Raw genomic sequence first — 17547 nt, forward strand, 5'->3', positions numbered from 1 at the left:
TCTTCTAAAAAAATATAGGCAATCGGTTACCTATATTTCTAGATTAAATCCACCTCTAAAAATTGTCAAGGAAATTCTTAGCAAATTCTACAACGTTTTCGTAAAATTCGGGGATATAACAAAAATTTACACTTAAATAAGGCTTGCGGTCGCGCCTCCGCCCTTTTTAGTATTAATTATTAGATTTCCAGGAATTTAAGAACTCAATCATAAACTGCTGAACATCGCTGAACCATTTTTTCTGGAAGCGGCAGGCTTCAACTCCAATATAGCGGAAATGCCAGCATTCCCAGCGGAAGCCGGTTACATCTTCATACCCCTGAGGAAAACTGAGGCTCCAGCCGTATTCTGCAGCGTGCTTGTAAACCCACTGACCGCCCGGAGTCTTGTCAAAAGCGTCGTCTACCGGCGCAAAGTCCAAAGCCATGCCCAGCTGATGCTGACTTGTTCCTTCGCGGGCACTTTCACGTTCAGCTTCTTCAAGACCGTCCACGCTTACCCAATACTGAAAAAGATTTTTCTGATATTCGTAAGAGCGGTAAGTTGAACTTACAGTCAAAGTTACGCCGTCATTTTTTGCAGCCTGTCCAAGCTTTTCAAGGGCAGCAAAGGCTTCCGGGCGCAGACTCAGATTATTTTTGTTGATTTCGTAATAGGGATTTTTTTCAAGATGAATAAGTCCTTTTGGAACGTAGTCGGCACCAACATAATGCTTTTTATCAATAAGATAGAAAGGACTTAAATCTGATGAAGAACATTCTTTTTCTGAGTCCAGAACCTTGTATAAATCTGCAAGGAATTCTTCTGCATCTCCGTTGGGAATTGCATCCTTGCATTTCTGACTCATGCCGGCAAGAACCCGGTTTAATTTTTCTATATCCGGGTTAGAATCCTTTTTTACAATTGATTTAGCACAGGCATTTCCAAACAATAAAGAAGTTAAAATCAAAGCGACAGTCAGTTTTTTCATAATACAATAGCTCCAGTTTCCAGAATTGTTTTTTGAGTTCCATCTTTATAGATCAAAGTAATTGTAGGATTTCTCACAACTCCGTCAAGATGAATAAGAGATGAAGCGTCATTATCATAATTTTCGCCGATTGCAAAGTGACAGGTATGGAAGGCTTTTTCATCTTCCAGCATATTTCCCGTAATGCGGGCAGCAGGATTCAAGCCGATTCCAAGTTCACCGATATTGCGGGCATTCTTTTTATAGATTACGCCCTGCCCTGCCTTCAGTTTTCCTTCCTTTTCCATCTGCAAGGCACGATTTTCTGCCTCTGTGATTGTTTTAACAAGACGTTCTGCCTCGGCGCCGCCTGTAATTTCCTTTACATAACCGCCGTCAACCTTACAGGTAATAGGAGTTTCAAGAATCGAATCTCCGTCACTGAAGGTCATGGAACCGTCGTAAACAATAACGCCCTGACAGCCTGAACTTGTCATCTGAGGCTCAAATTCATTTTTTCCAACCAGAGGACTGATAAATACTTCACCAGCCGGGATATTTCCGCCGCTTCCAGGCTTTGTAAAATCACCATCATCAAACATAAGGGCACGGCCTTCAACAGGAACCATTAAATCAGTTCCGCCCGGAGCAGTAACGTGTACAGTCACAGCCCCCTTAAAAAGGCCTTCCAGTTTTTTACAGCGGGCGCGAAGCTCTCCGTAATCAATATTTGCAGTGCGCTCCATCATGTCCACGGTAATTCCAGGAGTCCATACACCACGCATAGTCTTTTGGCCGTCCAGAAGGAAGTCAAAAATATGAGAATATTCCTGTCCGTCTTCAGTTTTGTAAGGCTTGGCAGTTGCTTCCGGGTCTTTTCCAAGCTTAATTCCCGAAATTGAAAAGCAGACATCAGGATTTGCTGCAATTGCCGCAAGTACTTCTTTGTTTGCATTGTCAAAGCTTGTTTTTTCACGCTGATAAATAAGGGAAGTCTGGGCACCGCAAGCCTCAGAAGCCTCATAAAAGTTCTGGGCAATTTCCGAAGTAGACGGATTTGCAATAATAAGAACACGCTCGTCTTTTTTTATTTTGCAGACATCCTCACAGACAACCGCATAAGGATTTCTTTCTTTTTTATTAAACATATTTCCCCCGCTTACACAAGCACAAGATTTCTTTCGCTGTCTTCAAGTCCCGGAACGTGCAGCTGGATAACCTTATATTCCGGCACCAGTTTTTTAATTCCTTCCATTTCAGCCCTAATATTTTCCATTTTTGCCTTGTAGGCCGCAAGAATACCACCGTCCTTACGAAGTCTCAGCAGTTTTTTTGTCATTTTCAAATCAAGCGGACGGAAGGCGCGGAAAGTTACCAGGTCAAAGCTCTTCTGAGGAACAAATTCTGCCTGCTCTTCAAGAACAGTAACATTAGAAAGCCCCAGAAGCGACGCTGTTTTTTCAAGAAAGCCGCAGCGCTTGCTCATGCGTTCAACAAGGGTAAAAGAATATTGGGGAAAAGCTGCCGCCAGAGGAATGCCCGGAAGCCCGCCGCCAGAACCGATGTCGCCGACGGTAACTGCACCGCTGCCGTCAGACGAAGTTTCAGTACCGTTAACTACACTCGCATCGCCGTCACCAACACTCGCAGCGCCGTTAACCGCCCCTTCAGCCCGCCCCTTCAAAAAATTCCGCACAGGAACATAAGCCGCCAGCGAATCCAGAATATGCCGCGTAACCAGCTCGTCGTGGTCACTCGTATTTGTAAGATTAAAAGCCGAATTACAAAGCGCAATTTCGGCGATGTATTTTTCCATTTTTTCAGCAAGGACAGGGATTTTTTCTTCTTCTATGCCAACTGCCTTTAAGCCGTCTTCCAAGAGTGCCATTATTTATCTCCGTCAATATCCAGAAGCAGATCCACGTTCAGGCTTCCGTCAGAAGAATGAAGAGCCACAAGATTTCCTGTTTTTTCAGCCCTAAGACCCTTCATTTCTGCAAAACGATAAACAAAGGAATTCTGATTTTCAAAATCCTGAACCACGCAAGGACGAACATCATAAGTTACGGCAGAACCGTTACCCCGGATTACCTTAAAAAGAATATAGAAGGTTTCGCTTCTGGCCTGATGATTTACGTAATAAGTGCGGTCGCCCGTAAGCATAAAAGTGCCGTCAGATTCCGAATCGCTGAAAAATGCCTTAGTAACAGAATCATTAATATTGTAGCCGTTAATCTTAAAGCGAAGGATTTTCGGTTCCCGCTTTTTAAAAGTCTGGGCATCAAGCTGATAATTTGAAAGTTCCTGCTTTTCTTCAGGAGTCAGATTTTTCTGAGCCTCTTTAAGCTCTTCAAGGCTTGCAAGAATTTTTTCAAGGATTGAAAGGGTTGCCGCATCACCAGAGCCTGTTGCCCCGGAAATATTTTTTACCCCCGCAAGAGAAGAAAGATTTCCGAAAAGTCCCGAATCATAAAGGGAAGAAATATCTCCGGCAGTCAAAAGCTCTTTTTTCAAAGCAGTCGCAAGATTTGTCTTTGCTTCCACCTCTGATTTTGCAGCCGAAGCCGTACTTTCACTTGTCCCAGTCTCGCCCGAAGAAGAATTTTTCTGCGACGCCGCAGGACTCTGAAAACTTGGAATATAAAAGCTGCCGCTTCCGTTTGGATTTACAGGAGTAGCAGGCATTGAAATACTTGGAGTGGTGACTGTAGTTGAAACCGACGGCATGGAAGGCCTTCGCGGCATGTCAGGCATAGGCGGCATTTGAAGGCCGGAAGATGCGCCAGTCTCCCCTGCCGGGCCGGAAACGGCACTGCCAGACTGGGAGTTTGCACTGCTACCACGGGAACTTGCACTGTCCCCCGCCTGAGAAAAAGCTGCAAAAACTGTAAACAAAACGGCAAAAACCGCTGCAATCCGCTTACATGCTCGCAAGACTTTCCTCCACCACTTCAAGCCGCTGAGTCAAAGAGGCAATTGTCTTTTCCAGACGCGACTTTTCCTTTTCAAGGCGGGATTTTTTATCATCAGTCTTAACCTGACCAGCCTTCTGCTTCATAAGCTCACGAACCGTTGCCGGGCTCTTTCCGCCGTCCAGGAAGTCTTTTTCAATTTCCGCGCGTGCGTCAGCCTTTTTCACAGAGGCAACAGTCTTCATATTTTCAAAACCGATAGCCGGGTTCACAGGCACAGCGCCCACCTTACGGATATCTTTTTCCGCATTGCGGGGCAGACAGAGAACTCGGTCGATATAATCTTCATAGCGAATATCAGCTTCCTTACAAAGTTCCCAGGCCCGGCTGAGTTTTTTGCCAAACTCTTGCATGAGCTGACCGTTTTTTGCAAGGTAGTTAGTCTTAATGTCTTCAGTAAGTTCCTTAAGTTCAGGATTATTTTCCCAGCCAAGCGAATAATAGCCCTTATCCTCAGCAATCTTCAAAAGCTCTCCAAAACGAGCCCAGAATTCCTGAGTGTGCACCTTTGAATTGCAGACATAAGCCGGATCCTCTTCCAGCTTGCGCTCAGTAATCAGGTGGTGAGTATATTCATGCACCGCAGTATAAACCAGCATGTTGTCCGATTTGAAATTCAAATTGTGCAAAAAAATCTCGTGGGTATCAGGCTTATAAAAACCGTTCACCCTCTTACTTTCTTTTCCAGTCTGAATCACGCTGAATTCAATCTGAGTTTCTGCAATATCTAAAAGTATATCCTTAATTTTCTGATTATCCATAATTCTTCCTATATTATACCAAGTTGAGACAAAATAATCGAACCTGCCACAGTGGCAGCCGTCTCAGTTCGTAAAATGCGCTCTCCCATTCCGCACAAGGTAAAGCCTTTTTCTTCCAAAAAGTCACGTTCCCTGTCCGTCCATCCGCGCTCGCTTCCTATGGCCGCCACTACAAAAGGATGAGATTCCGCACCCTCCATCAATTGCCCAAGGCTACAGACAGGTCGTCGGTTATCAAGGGCAGCCAGTAAAGGAGAAGGCTGGTCGGGTGCGGAACGGTCTTCTTCCAAAATTTTTGCCACGCATTCGTCCAGTGACTTATGCAAGAATAATTCCGGCACGTGAGTGCTTCCCGCCTGAACAGTGCCGTCCAAAAGCATTTTGTAGGCTGCACCCTTTTCTACCAGAGTCGACTGCATGTAGGATTTCTCACCAAGTTCAGTCCCGGTAAGGTGAACTTCGCATACGCCAAGCCCCGCAATATCACGTAAAAGTCTTTTGAGCTGAATAGGACGCGGAAATCCGATAATCATCTTAAGCTTTGTAAGAGGCTTTCCGTCAGCTTCAGGCTTAAAGTCAAAGAAAAGTCTGCCGCCTTCCTTAAAACTGCCTTCAATTTTTATAATGGTCGCAGTTCCGGCCTGGCCGCCAATTATTCCCGCAGTAAAAGTTTCACCTTCCTTTTTATGAAGGATTTTTACGATATGTTCGCCCCTCTCATCACGCAAATCAAGAGGCCTGGAAATTTCATCTTCGTTAAATAAACAGATATTCATTAAAAAATCCCGGCGTCTGGCCAGCCTTAGATAATACTGATTTTCAAAAGCATTTTAGAAAGCTGCTCTTTTTCAATCAAATCAATAGGGCGGCCTTCAATAAATTTATGGGCGCTTTCAGAAAAAGATCCAAGGGTTACGCAGATGGCCTTATCACATTTATCATCGCGCATTTTTCCATGGCATTCGCGGACAGAAATATCGCTCAATGCAGACTGGGTGCGGTAAAAACGGAAAAGCTGTTTTGCAGACCACTTCGGATGTTCAATTTCGCAGACAATATCAACACAGTCAGTTCCGACATTCTGGTCACCAACCTTAACAAAAGCATCCTTGTAAAAGCTGGAAATGAATTTACGGCAAAGAGCAATAAACTCACTTGTTCCCGCCATCATGTAAACCTGAAGGTTCTTGTTCTGATTAAGCTCAGAATAGCGGGCAATAAGGGCTTCAACATCCTTGTAATTTGCCTTAAGAGTCTGAATCTGCTTGAGCATTACAAGGGCCTGAGGAATGTTGTTCATTGCAATATAAGTAAGGGCTGCGCGGTACTTAATCTGAATCATAATTGCGTCAGGAACACTAGGAAGCTTGAGGGCAATTTCGTAATCGTGAATTGCAGAAGCATAATCCTTTACTTTTTCGTGCATCTTTCCCGCTTCAAGACAAGACTGAGGTCCAAAAAGCGGATCAGGACGAAGATGAATAAATACCTTAAGGGCCTTTTCTCCCATGCCGCATTCCAGCATTGCAAGCGCCATATTGTAAAGGATTTCCTTGTTGTCAGGAGTTTCTTCAAGGGCAGCCTTCAAAAACGGAAGACATTCGCGGTATTTCTGCAATTTAAATAAACTGAAGCCAAGCAGCTGATTTGCTTCACTGCTTTCCGGGCGGAGAGTTTTTACCTTTTTAAGGCAGACAATGGCCTTATCATAAATTTCCTTCTGATAAAGAGCCTTTCCCAAATAAAGGTTTGCTTCATAAGATTCCGGATTTTTCTTTACGGCAAGAATGAGGACGCTCAAAGCATCATCTATCTTTCCAAGATTATAGGCTGCAATTCCGGTTTTAAGTCCTGCTTCTGCAGCATTAATATCAATATGTGAAGTAGAAAGATCCAGCAGGGTTTTATAAACCGCATAGCCCTTTTCCCAGTTTTTGTCAGAAAAATAAATATTTCCAAGTTCGCGGAGTGCTGTTATATCATGCGGGTTATGAGAAAGCTTTTTCTGAGCTTCCTTAATAATCGCTGCCTTACCTTTTTTTTGAATTCTGCCGGAAACATCCTTTTTCGTATCTTTTTTCAGGCTGGAAACAGCCATAATAAGACCAACTAAAAGAGCAGCAAAAATTACAATTAACAAAAAAGCTATAAGCATTATATATAACAGACTCCCCTTAGAAAATTTATTTCTTTATCTCCTGCAAAAATTCTGCGATTTTTGCCATGGCAATCTTAATTTTATTTATGTCAGTTGCATAGCAGCAGCGGATAAAGCCTTCACCGGCATCACCAAAGGCAGTTCCAGGAACTACGGCAACCTTTTTCTTTTCAAGCAGGGCCTTTGCAAACTCTTCAGATTCCATTCCTGTGGAACGGATATCCGGGAACATGTAGAAGGCACCTTCCGGCTCAACACAAGGAAGTCCCATATCTAAGAAAGCCTTGTGCATAAGGTTACGGCGCTGCTGGTAGCTTACGCGCATTTTTTCAACTTCACTCCAGGCATTGCGAAGTCCTTCTGCGGCAGCATACTGGCTGAAAATTGGAGGACAGATTGAGTTGTAACCGTGAAGCTTACAGCAGTTCACAAGAAGGTCAGCAGGAGCGGCAATATAACCGATACGCCAGCCTGTCATTGCAAAGGCTTTTGAGAAACCGTTCAAAATGATTGCGTAATCCTTCATACCTGGGAAAGAACCGATTGAAACGTGCTTGCGGCCGTCGTAAATCAGTTCACAGTAGATTTCATCACTGATACACCAGATTTCGTGCTTTTTTACAACCTCTGCAATTTTTGCAAGCTCTTCTGCAGGAATTGTCTTTCCTGTAGGGTTACTTGGAGAGCAGATCATAATTGCCTTGGTTTTTGCTGTGATTACACTTTCAACAAGTTCAGCTGTCGGAATAAAGTTTGTCTTACTTGTATCAAGGTGAATTACTTTTGCATCACAAAGATCTGCAAGCGGCTGATAAGAAACATAGCAAGGTTCGCAGACAATAATTTCATCACCAGGATTAAGAATTGAGCGCAAAACCAAATCTACGGCTTCTGAAGCGCCGACTGTAGGCAGAATCTCGTTTTTAGGATTGTAATCCATTCCAAAGCGGGCAAGATACTTGCTTACTTCTTCGCGAAGTTCAATCAAGCCCCAGTTTGAAGTGTAGGAAGTGTGGCCTTTTTCCAGATGGTAAAAAGCTTCCTCGCGGATAATCCATGGAGTCGGAAAGTCAGGCTCACCTACACCCAAAGAAATAATATCATCATGTCCGATACAGAGTTCAAAAAACTTACGGATTTTTGAGCCCTGTGTATTCATTATTTTTGTAGAAAATTTATCTGTTCGACTGTTCATTGTTTATATCCATTTGGACGGTTTTCCCGCCCTCTTTATTAAGCTTGAATACCTTCTCTTCGGTCGCGCTCATCTTCAACATAAACAACGTCGTTTTCTTTATATTTTTTCAAAACAAAATTAGTCTTAGTCGAGCGAACGCCTTCCAAAGTAGAAAGCTTTTCTGAAACGAAGAGAGCAACGTCTTTCAAAGAGTCGCCTTCGATTGTAACGCGCAGATCGTAGCCGCCGCTCATAAGGTAAAGTGATTTTACCTGAGGGAAACGGTAAATGCGGTCAGCAATCATATCAAATCCGTGTTCGCGCTGAGGCTGAACCTGAATCTGAATTTCTGCAAGAACCTTGTCGCGGTTTTCCTTATCTTTTTCTGGATTTACAATGGCCGCGTATTTCAGAATAACTCCGTCATCTTCCAGTTTTTTGATAATCGCACAAACCTCTTCCTCTGTCTTTTTTGTGAGCGCGGCGATATCCGCGGCAGAAAGTCGTGCATTCTGGCGAAGTAAATCTAAAATTTCTTCCATAATAAAACCCCATAAATTAAAGATATACTATTCTATATATTTGCAATGGTTTTGTCATTACAGAAAATTAGCCACAGACGATTATACAACCTGCGCTTTAGCGCAGGTTAAGCAATGGTCCGGAGCATTCAGAAATTAACAGTTAGATTACGACCATTGCACATCTGTGTTTATCTGCGTCCCATCTGTGGCTATTTTTGCTATTTATTATAAACGACACTCTGTGGTTCAGTGCTGGCACCGATAAAATCTGTATGAACTTCAATTTTTACAGTGTTGGCGTGATATTTCATCCACCATTCAAGCTCTTCTGCATTTGTAGAAGCTTCCTGGGTCTTAAAGTCTTCATCAATAATCGTAATCAGATTTTTAAGGTTGATAACGGCATCCGCAATGCAAGGCTCAAAGTGCAGGCCTTTAGATCTTTCAAAAACTTCCATTGCTTCTTCAACCGGCATAGGATCTTTATAAAGACGCTGGCTTATAAGGGCATCAAGAACATCGGCAGCCGCCATAATTCTTGCGCACAAAGGAATTTCTTTTCCTTTCAAGCCGTTAGGATAGCCGCTTCCGTCCCATTTTTCGTGGTGACAATAAGCCATCTGTTTTGCAATTTCATTAAATGAACCGTCTTCAATCTGAGGAAGATATTCAAGCAGCTTTTTTCCCTCTTCCGGGTGAATCTTCATCAGCTGATATTCTTCCGGCGTAAACTTACCGATTTTATTAAGCACGCCTTCCGGGATATGAATCTTTCCAATATCATGCAGGAAAGCCGCAGTAGAATAAAGCTCGATATTTTCATCAGTCAGCTCTTTCTGATAGTAGCCGCCTTTTTTCAGCTCTTTTGAAATAATTTCTACATATTTACGGGTGTGCATAACGTGGCGGCCGGTAAACAAATCGTGGCTGCCCAAAACTTCAGAAACAAACTGAATGATTTTATACTGGGTATTCTTTAAATTATGGTTAGTTCCTTCTATTTCATTGTTAATCTTTACTATATAAGCATTGCGCTTTTTAAGTTCTTCTATTGCTTCGTTTCTTTCTTCAGAGCTTTTTATCATCCTGTCGAGAGTTTTGTTTGTACGCTTGGCAAGAGAAACAGTGATAAGATAAACAAAGATTGATTCAACAAGGGTTCCAAGTCCGTTTTCCAAAAACCAGGATTCAGAGCTCTGATTAGGACGGTCAAGCCAGATAAAACTTTCAAGAATAGTCTGAGAACGCAGCCAGCTTACAAATACAATAGAAAGAAAATTAACAAGATTTGTAATTCTGGTGAGTTTTACGTTGTAATAAAGACAGGTCAGAAAAGGGGCAAAACCATAAGAAATAGTAACGTTGATTACACTTTTGGCGCCAAGTAAATCTACAAAAACCATAGCGGCAAAAATGCTGGCATACATTGTAAGGCGCTGAAGGGCCGGGAACCTGTTAAAGATTTGAAGGAGAATACTGGCAAAAAGACAATAAATCAGCATTCCCACCGAATAAGTGTGAGGAACATTCCATACACCTACAACAGTGAAAACAATAAAGGAGGTTGGAACAATAGCCGTAAAAGCCATAATTTTCAAAATCATCGCATTTACGTTATTGATATTCTCATCAAAAATATGAGAGCGTGTAATGTTAATCAAAAAAATCCTCCAGAGCCCGCTTTTAAAAATCGAACTCTTTTGTTATTAATCACCCCACCTCAATAACTTTTTGATATATTTATTATAACTCACCTTCAAATAGAATGATAGAGAAGAATTTCAAAAATTCATGTTTTTTTTTATAAATTCCTGGGTTATAATTACATTATGAGCAACAAAATTTTCGTAATCGGAGCGGGAATTTCGGGCTTAAGCGCAGGTATCTACGCAGCCCGCAGCGGATTTGATGTAACAATTTACGAGCAGCACATGACTTTCGGTGGACTCAGCACAAGCTGGAGCCGCAAAGGTTACTATTTTGAAGGCGGTATGCACTGGCTTACCGGCTCATCTCCAAAAATGCCACTTTACCAGATCTGGAAAGAAACTGGCGCGCTTAAAGAAAATAATCCAATAGAAAATAGAGACCCATATTACGTTTATATCAACGGTGGCAAAAAACTCTGCATGTACCGTGATTTAGACAAGCTCTGCAATCAGCTGAGGGATTTTGCCCCTGAAGACAAAAAGATGATTGCTAAATTTTATAAGGACGTAAAGGCACTTATAAACGTACACCTTGTTGTAAATGACATAATGGGATTAAAGGCAAAAAATCCCCGTCATCCAAAGCTGGGAGAACTTTTGAAAATGGTTCCTGCCGGCTTGAAGTACAGCAAGCTTGTAAACATGAGTTACGAAGAGTATGTAAATCAGTTTAAGAATGAAGACATCCGCCATCTTTTGATGGGTTCAATCGGTTACCGCTACAATGCGATGAGTTTTATCTATACTATTGCAAGTTTTGCCAGCGGCGACTGCGGTTACCCGGAAGGCGGTTCAGTAACAATGGGACAGAACATGCTGGATACCTTCAAGTCTCTGGGCGGAAAAATTGAATTCAAAAAGAAGATTGAAAATATCGAACTTAATGTTAAAGGCAAAGTAACCGGAGTGAAGATTAACGGAGAAACTATCCCTTGCGATGGTGTTATCGTAACTCAGGATATGAGAAACGCAATCGACACCCTTTTTGACACAATGGTTGATAATCATGTTGCCAACAAGATGCGTAAAGACGTCGTTTCCGAGCAGAATGTCTTTATCTGCGCCGGAGTAAAGGCAGATTTAAGTCACCTTCCAAAGGCGATTGTATTTCCGCTTAAAAAGCCATTTGAAATTGCAGGCGTTAACTTCAATGAATTCAGAATCTACAACTACGCAAGCTTTAAGGGACGAGCCCCGGAAGGCGGAACAGCCCTTACAAGTCTTTTCCTGGGTCCAAGCTACTATTACTGGAAGCAGGCAAAGGAAGACGGCACTTACAAGCAGAAGAAGGAAGAGCTTGCAAACCGCTTTATAGAACTTCTGGAAGAATATATTCCTGAAACAAAAGGCAAGGTTGAAGTAACTGACGTTGCAACACCTTGCACTTACGAGCGCTACTGCTCAAGTTTTGAAGGTTCCTGGATGAGTGTCTGGGAAAAAGGCGGCAAGCAGACAAATTATCCGCAGAAGCTTCCGGGCATAGAAGGAGTTTATTTTGCAGGTCAGCGAACGATGATGCCGGGCGGACTTCCGATTGCTGTTTATTCAGGAAGAATTGCGGTCCAGCTTTTGTGCCGCGACACAAAAAGACTTTTTGTTTAAATATAACAAAAAATAAGTTTTTGCTTTTTAAAATGCTGTGATATAATTTAAAACAATAAGAAACGGAGTAAAAAAAATGGGAAAGAAAATATTTAATTCAAACATTATCTATTTTATCGGCATGGCTTTGGTTATTGTCGGACTTCTCTGCCCGATTGTAAAAATTCTGGGACAAACCCCAAATGCTTTCAAATTCATTGACTTAAAAAACTTTGGAACATCTACTGTAGGTATTCTTTTGGTTTGTATTGGCGCAGTTCTTGGAGTTCTTTTTTCACTTTTAGCAGGCTTTAATAAAACTCATAGACTTATTGCTCTTGCAATTACACTTGCAGGCGGAGTAATTCTTTTGCTTCTTTTGACTGGAGTTTTGAGCGACAGTTCATTTGGCGGAAAAATCTGGCGAGCTGTTGGTGAAAGCTTCATCAAACGCGCTTACATCGGATTTTATTTAATTCTTGCCGGCTGGCTTTGCGCTATTTTCGGCTGGTTAAAAGACTAATTTGATAATTCATTAGAAATCAGTGCTAGCTGTTTTCTTGGCGGACTAGTTCCGCGAATTAGGAGGTTTAGGCTGTCGGGTAATTCCCGATAGCCTTTTTTATTAGCCACAGATTTTCACAGATAATAAATTTCAATCTGTGTTTATCTGTGTGTATCTGTGGCTATTTATTTTGGATGCAGCCTCTAAAGTCGGCAAGAGACTTATAGCCCTTGCGTTTCATGAAGGCTGCAAGACCGTCAATAATTTCTACCATGGCGTATGGGTTGGCAAAGGTTGCAGTGCCAACTTGCAGCGCATGTGCCCCTGCCATAATAAACTCAACGGCATCCTGCCAGGTGGCAATTCCACCGATGGCAATTACAGGCACGCGTTCAGCTTCCGGCAGTTTATTGATTGCTTCTACCAGTTCGTAAACCAGTCGCACTGCAATAGGGCGAACGGCAGGACCGCCTACCCCGGCTTTTACCTTCTCAAAAACTGGAACTCCGCGTTCAATATCAACAGCAATGCCCTGGAAGGAATTACAAAGGCTGATTCCCTGTGCGCCAGATTTAATGCATTCCATTGCAACGCCAATTAAATCAGCTGCCTGAGGTGTAAGTTTTACAACAAGAGGCTTAGAAGTTGCGGCGCGAACGGCACGGACAACATCCCCGGCTGCAGAACAGGTCATGCCAAAAGCTGCGCCGCCGGCACTGACGTTAGGGCAGGAAATGTTCAACTCAATCATCGGAACATCTGTTTTATCAAGAAGCTTGGCTCCTTCTACATAAGTTTCCAGAGAAGACCCCGAAAGGTTTGCAATTGCAACAGGCTTAAGGGCCATCATCTGAGGAAGTTCTTCCTTTATAAAATGAGGAATTCCAGGATTCTGCAGTCCGATAGAATTCATCAAACCGCTCGGAGTTTCCCAAAGTCGGATTCCGTCGTTACCCTGGCGAGGCTCCAAAGTTAAGCCCTTGCTTGAAATGCCGCCAAGTCTGTTTACATCAAAAACCGACTGATATTCAGTTCCAAAACCAAAGGCGCCTGAACTTCCGATTACAGGATTTTCAAAATGCACGCCCGCAATATCTACGCTCAAATCAGGCTGAACATTGTCTGCAAGAGGTTCGCGGCGAGGCTGAATCTTTACACCGCCAACACTGTCCTTCTTTTCAAAAATCAGCTTGCTGCCTTCAAAAATAGGACCTTCCTTACAGCAGCGTTTTTTGCCCTCAGTCGTATCGATTACACAGCCAAGACAAACTCCCACACCGCAGGCCATGTGAGCTTCCATGCTCAACCAGCATTTTGTGCCACTTTCCGCGCAGACTTTCTGGATGTAGGCAAGCATTGGTGTCGGACCGCAGGCGTAAACTGCATCATATTTTTTTGACTGAAGAAGTTCTGCTGTAAATGCCACCGAAAGCATTCCCTTTTCCCCCACAGAACCGTCATCAGTTGTAATAGTGAGCTTTGCGGGTTTTATGTAATCCAGCGCGTAAGAGCCGCTCTTAAAGCTGGCAAAAAAGTCGTATGACGCTTCAGGAAGAGATTCTGCAAGGCCCGCTACCGGCGCCACACCAATTCCTCCGCCCACGATGCAGATTCTGCCACCCGCATTCACTTCAAAGCGGTTTCCGCAAGGGCCCAAAAGACTTACCAGGTCACCTGGCTGCAGGGATGTAAGTTCTACAGTTCCCTTTCCTTTAACTAAAATTAAAAACTGGATTTCGACGCTGCCGTCAGCCTTCTTTTCTGAATGATAAACGCTGATCGGGCGAGGCAAAAGAACGTCGCTTCGCTTTGCATGAAGCATGTAAAACTGCCCCGCAAGAGGAAGTTCAGAACCCGCCGGCAGGCTGATTTTAAGATTTTTTACAGAACCAGAAGGATTTGCTCCTTCAACCACACTTACATTAACAACTTTTCCATCCGCAAAAACTGGAAGCGGAACTCCCTGGCAATCTTTAATCATGGCGACATTTTAGCAGATTTTCAAAAACTGGACAAACAAATAAATTATAATATTTCTAAATCAAGGCTACCGGGGGAAGAGGGTGAGTCAAAACCGCTCGTTACCTCGCTACATGCTATTTTTGGTTGGAAACTATTGAACAGGCCGCTAGCGCGGCACCCAAAAATAGAATGTTTTTGCCTCACCCTCTTCCCCCTCCCGCCAGTTTTACCTGTATAATTTTATACTGCCCTGTGATTGAAACTTTTACTATTTTCTACTATTATTAAAACCACTTGCCGGGATGGCGGAACTGGTAGACGCCCAGGACTTAAAATCCTGTGTCAAGCAATTGACGTGCCGGTTCGACCCCGGTTCCCGGCAAGACGGACTTTTTCGGCAACGAAAAAGTCTTTTTTTTTATTTGGAGACCTTCTATGCAGTTTCATTCGTATTCATCTCAATGTGCATTTTCATCAATTGAAGATATAAAGGGCAAGCACGTAACCGTTATGGGACTGGGCTTGAACGGAGGCGGACTTGCGGCAGTGCGTTTCTTTTTGAAAAAGGGCGCTTACGTTATTTCTACCGACATGAAGACTGCCGAGCAGCTTAAGCCTTCTGTGGACGCGCTGATGGCGGACAAATCGCTGCCACTTAAAAACCTGACCTTCCACCTGGGCGAGCATCGCATTGAAGACTTTGAAAATGCCGACTGCGTTATTAAAAATCCGGGAATTAAATACGAGGGCAACAAATATCTGGCAGCGGCCCGCGCCATTGAAACTGATTTGAGCATTTTCCTGCGTTTTACAGACTGCCCGATTATTGCGGTTACCGGCAGCAAGGGAAAATCTTCTACTGTTAGCGCAATTCACTACGGTCTGACTCAGGCCGGCTACAAGAGTTTTTTGGGCGGAAACATCACCGTTAGCCCGCTGACTTTTATTGATGAAGTTTCCAGCGACACTCCGGTTGTAATTGAATTTTCTTCATGGCAGCTGGCTGACCTGCGGGGACGAGGAGTCCTGCGCCCTTATATTTCCGTAATTACAAAAATCGTGCCGGATCACCAGAACTGGTACGGTAATATGGAAGATTACGTTGCAGACAAGCGCCTGATTTACGCAAACCAGAGCCGGGGTGACTATTCGATTTTTGATTTTGGCGGCGATGAACCTGGAACAGGTCCTGCATGTGGCGGCACCTGGGGAAATCTTTTTGCAGGAGAAACAAAGGCCACCGTACTCCGCTACAGCGCAGAAAAACCAAAAGATTCAGATTCAAAGTTCTTCGGCGTATGGCAGGAAAAGGATGAAAGCGGACACTTTACTGGAAAGCTTTTCCTTCCACAGATGGAAAAGCCGGAAGTTATTTTGAGAGGTCTTTCAGTACCGGGCGAGCACATGCGCACCAACGTTTTGAACGCGGCTCTTGTAATGTACCTTATGCACGTGCCGGCAGAAAAAATCATTTCTATTCTTGGAAACTGGCAGGGAATTACCCACCGCCTTCAGTATTTTTATTCATGGAAGTGCGGTTCAAAAGAATACAAGTTCTACAACGATTCCTGCGCGACAGTTCCAGAGGCAGCCGCTGCAGCAACTCAGGCATTCGGAAAGCCGGTTACACTGGTTACAGGCGGAACCGACAAGGGCCTGGAGCTTGATCCGCTGGTAAAAGTCCTTGCAAAACCTGAAGAGGGCGAACACCCGGTAAAGGACATTTACTTTTTAAGCGGCACTGCAACAGACAAGATTTTGCCGGCCCTTGATGATAAAGGCAAAACTTATTACGGAGATTTTGATTCTCTGGAAGAACTTCTTACCTGCCTTAAAGCAAACCTTGTAAAACAGGCAGAAAAGGCCGCAAAAGCGGGAGCAGATTCTCCTTCTGATGCAACTTCCGAAGTAATCGTTTTCTCTCCGGGAGCAACATCATTCGGAATGTTCAACAACGAGTTTGACCGCGGCGAAAAGTTCATGGCTGCTGTAAAGAAATTATTTTAACATAATTGCAACACCATTCTGCTGAGCAGAATGGTTCAGGCGGTTACATGCACTGCAAATTTTTAAGAAAAATTTTTAACCGCCGCATTACTTACGTCGCTCAAAAGCAAGAGTATTTTCGCCCTCTTTTTCTATGATAATAAGAGGAACGCTAACTTCCTTATCGGTCAGGCCGCCACAAGCGCACATCTTTGACGGAGAATTTTCGTCCCAGATAAAGGCTTTATTACTTGTGGAAATGGCAATAAAATCACCAATTCCGGTAACGTTCTTATTAGGCTCTCCGTTACCGAAAAGATTTTTCTTTTCAATATCTTCCTTAGAATAAAGAATAAAATCGTTTCCGTATTTGTCTTCAAACTTCTGGCGGAAGGCATCCTTGCACTCAGGCTTTATATAAAAACTTACAGCGCGGCTTTCCATGGAAATCGGGAACTGCAGCATTTCTGCAATTTCGCTGTCTTTTGAAAGCATGATATTTTCAACATCCGAAATTCCGTGGGTAGAAGTAATCAAAACAAGAGAATCATTAAGACTGTTGCAGAGAACTTCCATTTTTTCATTCAGGATTTTTATCAGCTGAGTATTATCAGGATGATAGGCGCCCTTTTCCCTCATTGTGCAGAAAGGCTCATCACAGTAGGCAAAAGTAAAACTCTTCCACTTAGACTGGCAGACACGCTTTACCCTCGCGCTGATGCTGTCTATTTTTGCAAAAGGATTTTTTCCCATCGGAGAAATGCGGTTTACCTGCACCCTTCCGATTTTCGCAAGCTTTTCATCAAGCTTTTCATTTGGAAGATAATAGTCGGCAAGATAGAAGAAGCCTGCAGGTTCCGAAGAATCCTTAAGAGTGTTGTCAAAACAGTTTACGATTTTATATTCCTGGCGGAAGAACATTGTTTCACCAAGCCAGCCGTGTTCAATCGGCATCTGGGCAGTTTCAAATGAAGTAAGCCCCGGAGTTGTAGAAGACGGAAAAACTGAAGTAATTCCTGCCTTAAGGTTGCGGCGTAAAAAATCATCGGGCTGAAGATGATGATTTAAAGCATCCATTCCAAGCCCGTCAAGAATTATTACGACCACGTTTTTGTAGTTTTTAGAAAGAACACGGTCTACAGCCGTCATTGTAGAATGCCCAGGCTTTAGACCATAATATTTCAGGATAGAATTAGAGAAGTTTACAATACAATTGTTATAGTCTGGAGTTGTAATCATTCTTTAATTCTATCACTGGAATTC

Annotated in this window: 15 protein-coding genes and 1 tRNA gene; 4 read left to right on the forward strand and 12 right to left on the reverse strand. The window is 43.2% G+C overall.

What is annotated here, in order from left to right; all coding sequences use genetic code 11:
* Positions 1 to 172: 172 nt before the first annotated feature.
* From T530_RS0108870 to T530_RS14805, 10 genes are all read right to left on the reverse strand, one after another.
* Complete coding sequence (locus tag T530_RS0108870; RefSeq protein WP_027728701.1) at positions 173 to 970, reverse strand: M15 family metallopeptidase; 798 nt, start codon at positions 968 to 970, stop codon at positions 173 to 175.
* Positions 967 to 2097 (reverse strand): aminopeptidase, encoded by a 1131-nt coding sequence (locus tag T530_RS0108875; protein ID WP_027728702.1) that lies wholly within the window; start codon positions 2095 to 2097, stop codon positions 967 to 969. Before T530_RS0108875 ends, T530_RS0108870 begins: the two co-directional genes overlap by 4 nt.
* 11 nt (positions 2098 to 2108) lie before the next feature.
* A complete protein-coding gene (locus T530_RS0108880) occupies positions 2109 to 2837 on the reverse strand; it encodes a 16S rRNA (guanine(527)-N(7))-methyltransferase RsmG (protein ID WP_027728703.1) in 729 nt (242 codons plus the stop codon).
* Entirely contained in the window at positions 2837 to 3883 is a 1047-nt protein-coding gene (locus T530_RS0108885) for a hypothetical protein (protein ID WP_027728704.1), read from the reverse strand. The genes T530_RS0108880 and T530_RS0108885 overlap by 1 nt, the downstream gene beginning before the upstream one ends.
* Positions 3870 to 4682, reverse strand: coding sequence for a hypothetical protein (locus T530_RS0108890; RefSeq protein ID WP_027728705.1), 813 nt, complete (start codon positions 4680 to 4682; stop codon positions 3870 to 3872). Before T530_RS0108890 ends, T530_RS0108885 begins: the two co-directional genes overlap by 14 nt.
* 8 nt (positions 4683 to 4690) lie before the next feature.
* Positions 4691 to 5458, reverse strand: coding sequence for an RsmE family RNA methyltransferase (locus tag T530_RS0108895; RefSeq protein WP_027728706.1), 768 nt, complete (start codon positions 5456 to 5458; stop codon positions 4691 to 4693).
* Between the two features lie 26 nt (positions 5459 to 5484).
* Entirely contained in the window at positions 5485 to 6822 is a 1338-nt protein-coding gene (locus tag T530_RS14010; protein ID WP_197018262.1) for a tetratricopeptide repeat protein, read from the reverse strand.
* A gap of 43 nt (positions 6823 to 6865) precedes the next feature.
* Positions 6866 to 8035, reverse strand: a complete 1170-nt coding sequence (locus tag T530_RS0108905) for a pyridoxal phosphate-dependent aminotransferase (RefSeq protein ID WP_027728707.1) — start codon at positions 8033 to 8035, stop codon at positions 6866 to 6868.
* Positions 8036 to 8073: 38 nt separating this feature from the next.
* Positions 8074 to 8559: an Lrp/AsnC family transcriptional regulator gene (locus T530_RS0108910; RefSeq protein WP_009104113.1), complete on the reverse strand. Its 486-nt coding sequence runs from the start codon at positions 8557 to 8559 to the stop codon at positions 8074 to 8076.
* A 200-nt stretch (positions 8560 to 8759) separates the two neighbouring features.
* Complete coding sequence (locus T530_RS14805) at positions 8760 to 10202, reverse strand: HD-GYP domain-containing protein (protein ID WP_051537915.1); 1443 nt, start codon at positions 10200 to 10202, stop codon at positions 8760 to 8762.
* 168 nt (positions 10203 to 10370) lie between these two features.
* On the opposite strand from T530_RS14805, the gene T530_RS0108920 reads away from it, so the two are divergent.
* Positions 10371 to 11852, forward strand: a complete 1482-nt coding sequence (locus tag T530_RS0108920) for an NAD(P)/FAD-dependent oxidoreductase (RefSeq protein ID WP_027728708.1) — start codon at positions 10371 to 10373, stop codon at positions 11850 to 11852.
* Between the two features lie 76 nt (positions 11853 to 11928).
* Positions 11929 to 12354 (forward strand): hypothetical protein, encoded by a 426-nt coding sequence (locus tag T530_RS0108925; RefSeq protein ID WP_027728709.1) that lies wholly within the window; start codon positions 11929 to 11931, stop codon positions 12352 to 12354.
* A 163-nt stretch (positions 12355 to 12517) separates the two neighbouring features.
* Here T530_RS0108925 and T530_RS14020 read toward each other — a convergent pair whose 3' ends face one another.
* Positions 12518 to 14317: a dihydroorotate dehydrogenase gene (locus tag T530_RS14020; RefSeq protein ID WP_038074237.1), complete on the reverse strand. Its 1800-nt coding sequence runs from the start codon at positions 14315 to 14317 to the stop codon at positions 12518 to 12520.
* Positions 14318 to 14594: 277 nt separating this feature from the next.
* Between T530_RS14020 and T530_RS0108935 the strand changes: the two genes are divergently transcribed.
* Positions 14595 to 14680: transfer RNA gene (locus T530_RS0108935), tRNA-Leu, on the forward strand.
* A gap of 53 nt (positions 14681 to 14733) precedes the next feature.
* Positions 14734 to 16305, forward strand: a complete 1572-nt coding sequence (gene murD, locus T530_RS0108940) for a UDP-N-acetylmuramoyl-L-alanine--D-glutamate ligase (RefSeq protein ID WP_051537916.1) — start codon at positions 14734 to 14736, stop codon at positions 16303 to 16305.
* A gap of 87 nt (positions 16306 to 16392) precedes the next feature.
* Here the strand turns inward: murD and T530_RS0108945 are convergent, their stop codons facing one another.
* Entirely contained in the window at positions 16393 to 17523 is a 1131-nt protein-coding gene (locus tag T530_RS0108945) for an alkaline phosphatase family protein (RefSeq protein ID WP_027728711.1), read from the reverse strand.
* Between the last annotated feature and the right edge of the window lie 24 nt (positions 17524 to 17547).

The organism is Treponema sp. C6A8, assembly GCF_000619925.1.
Lineage (GTDB): Bacteria > Spirochaetota > Spirochaetia > Treponematales > Treponemataceae > Treponema_D.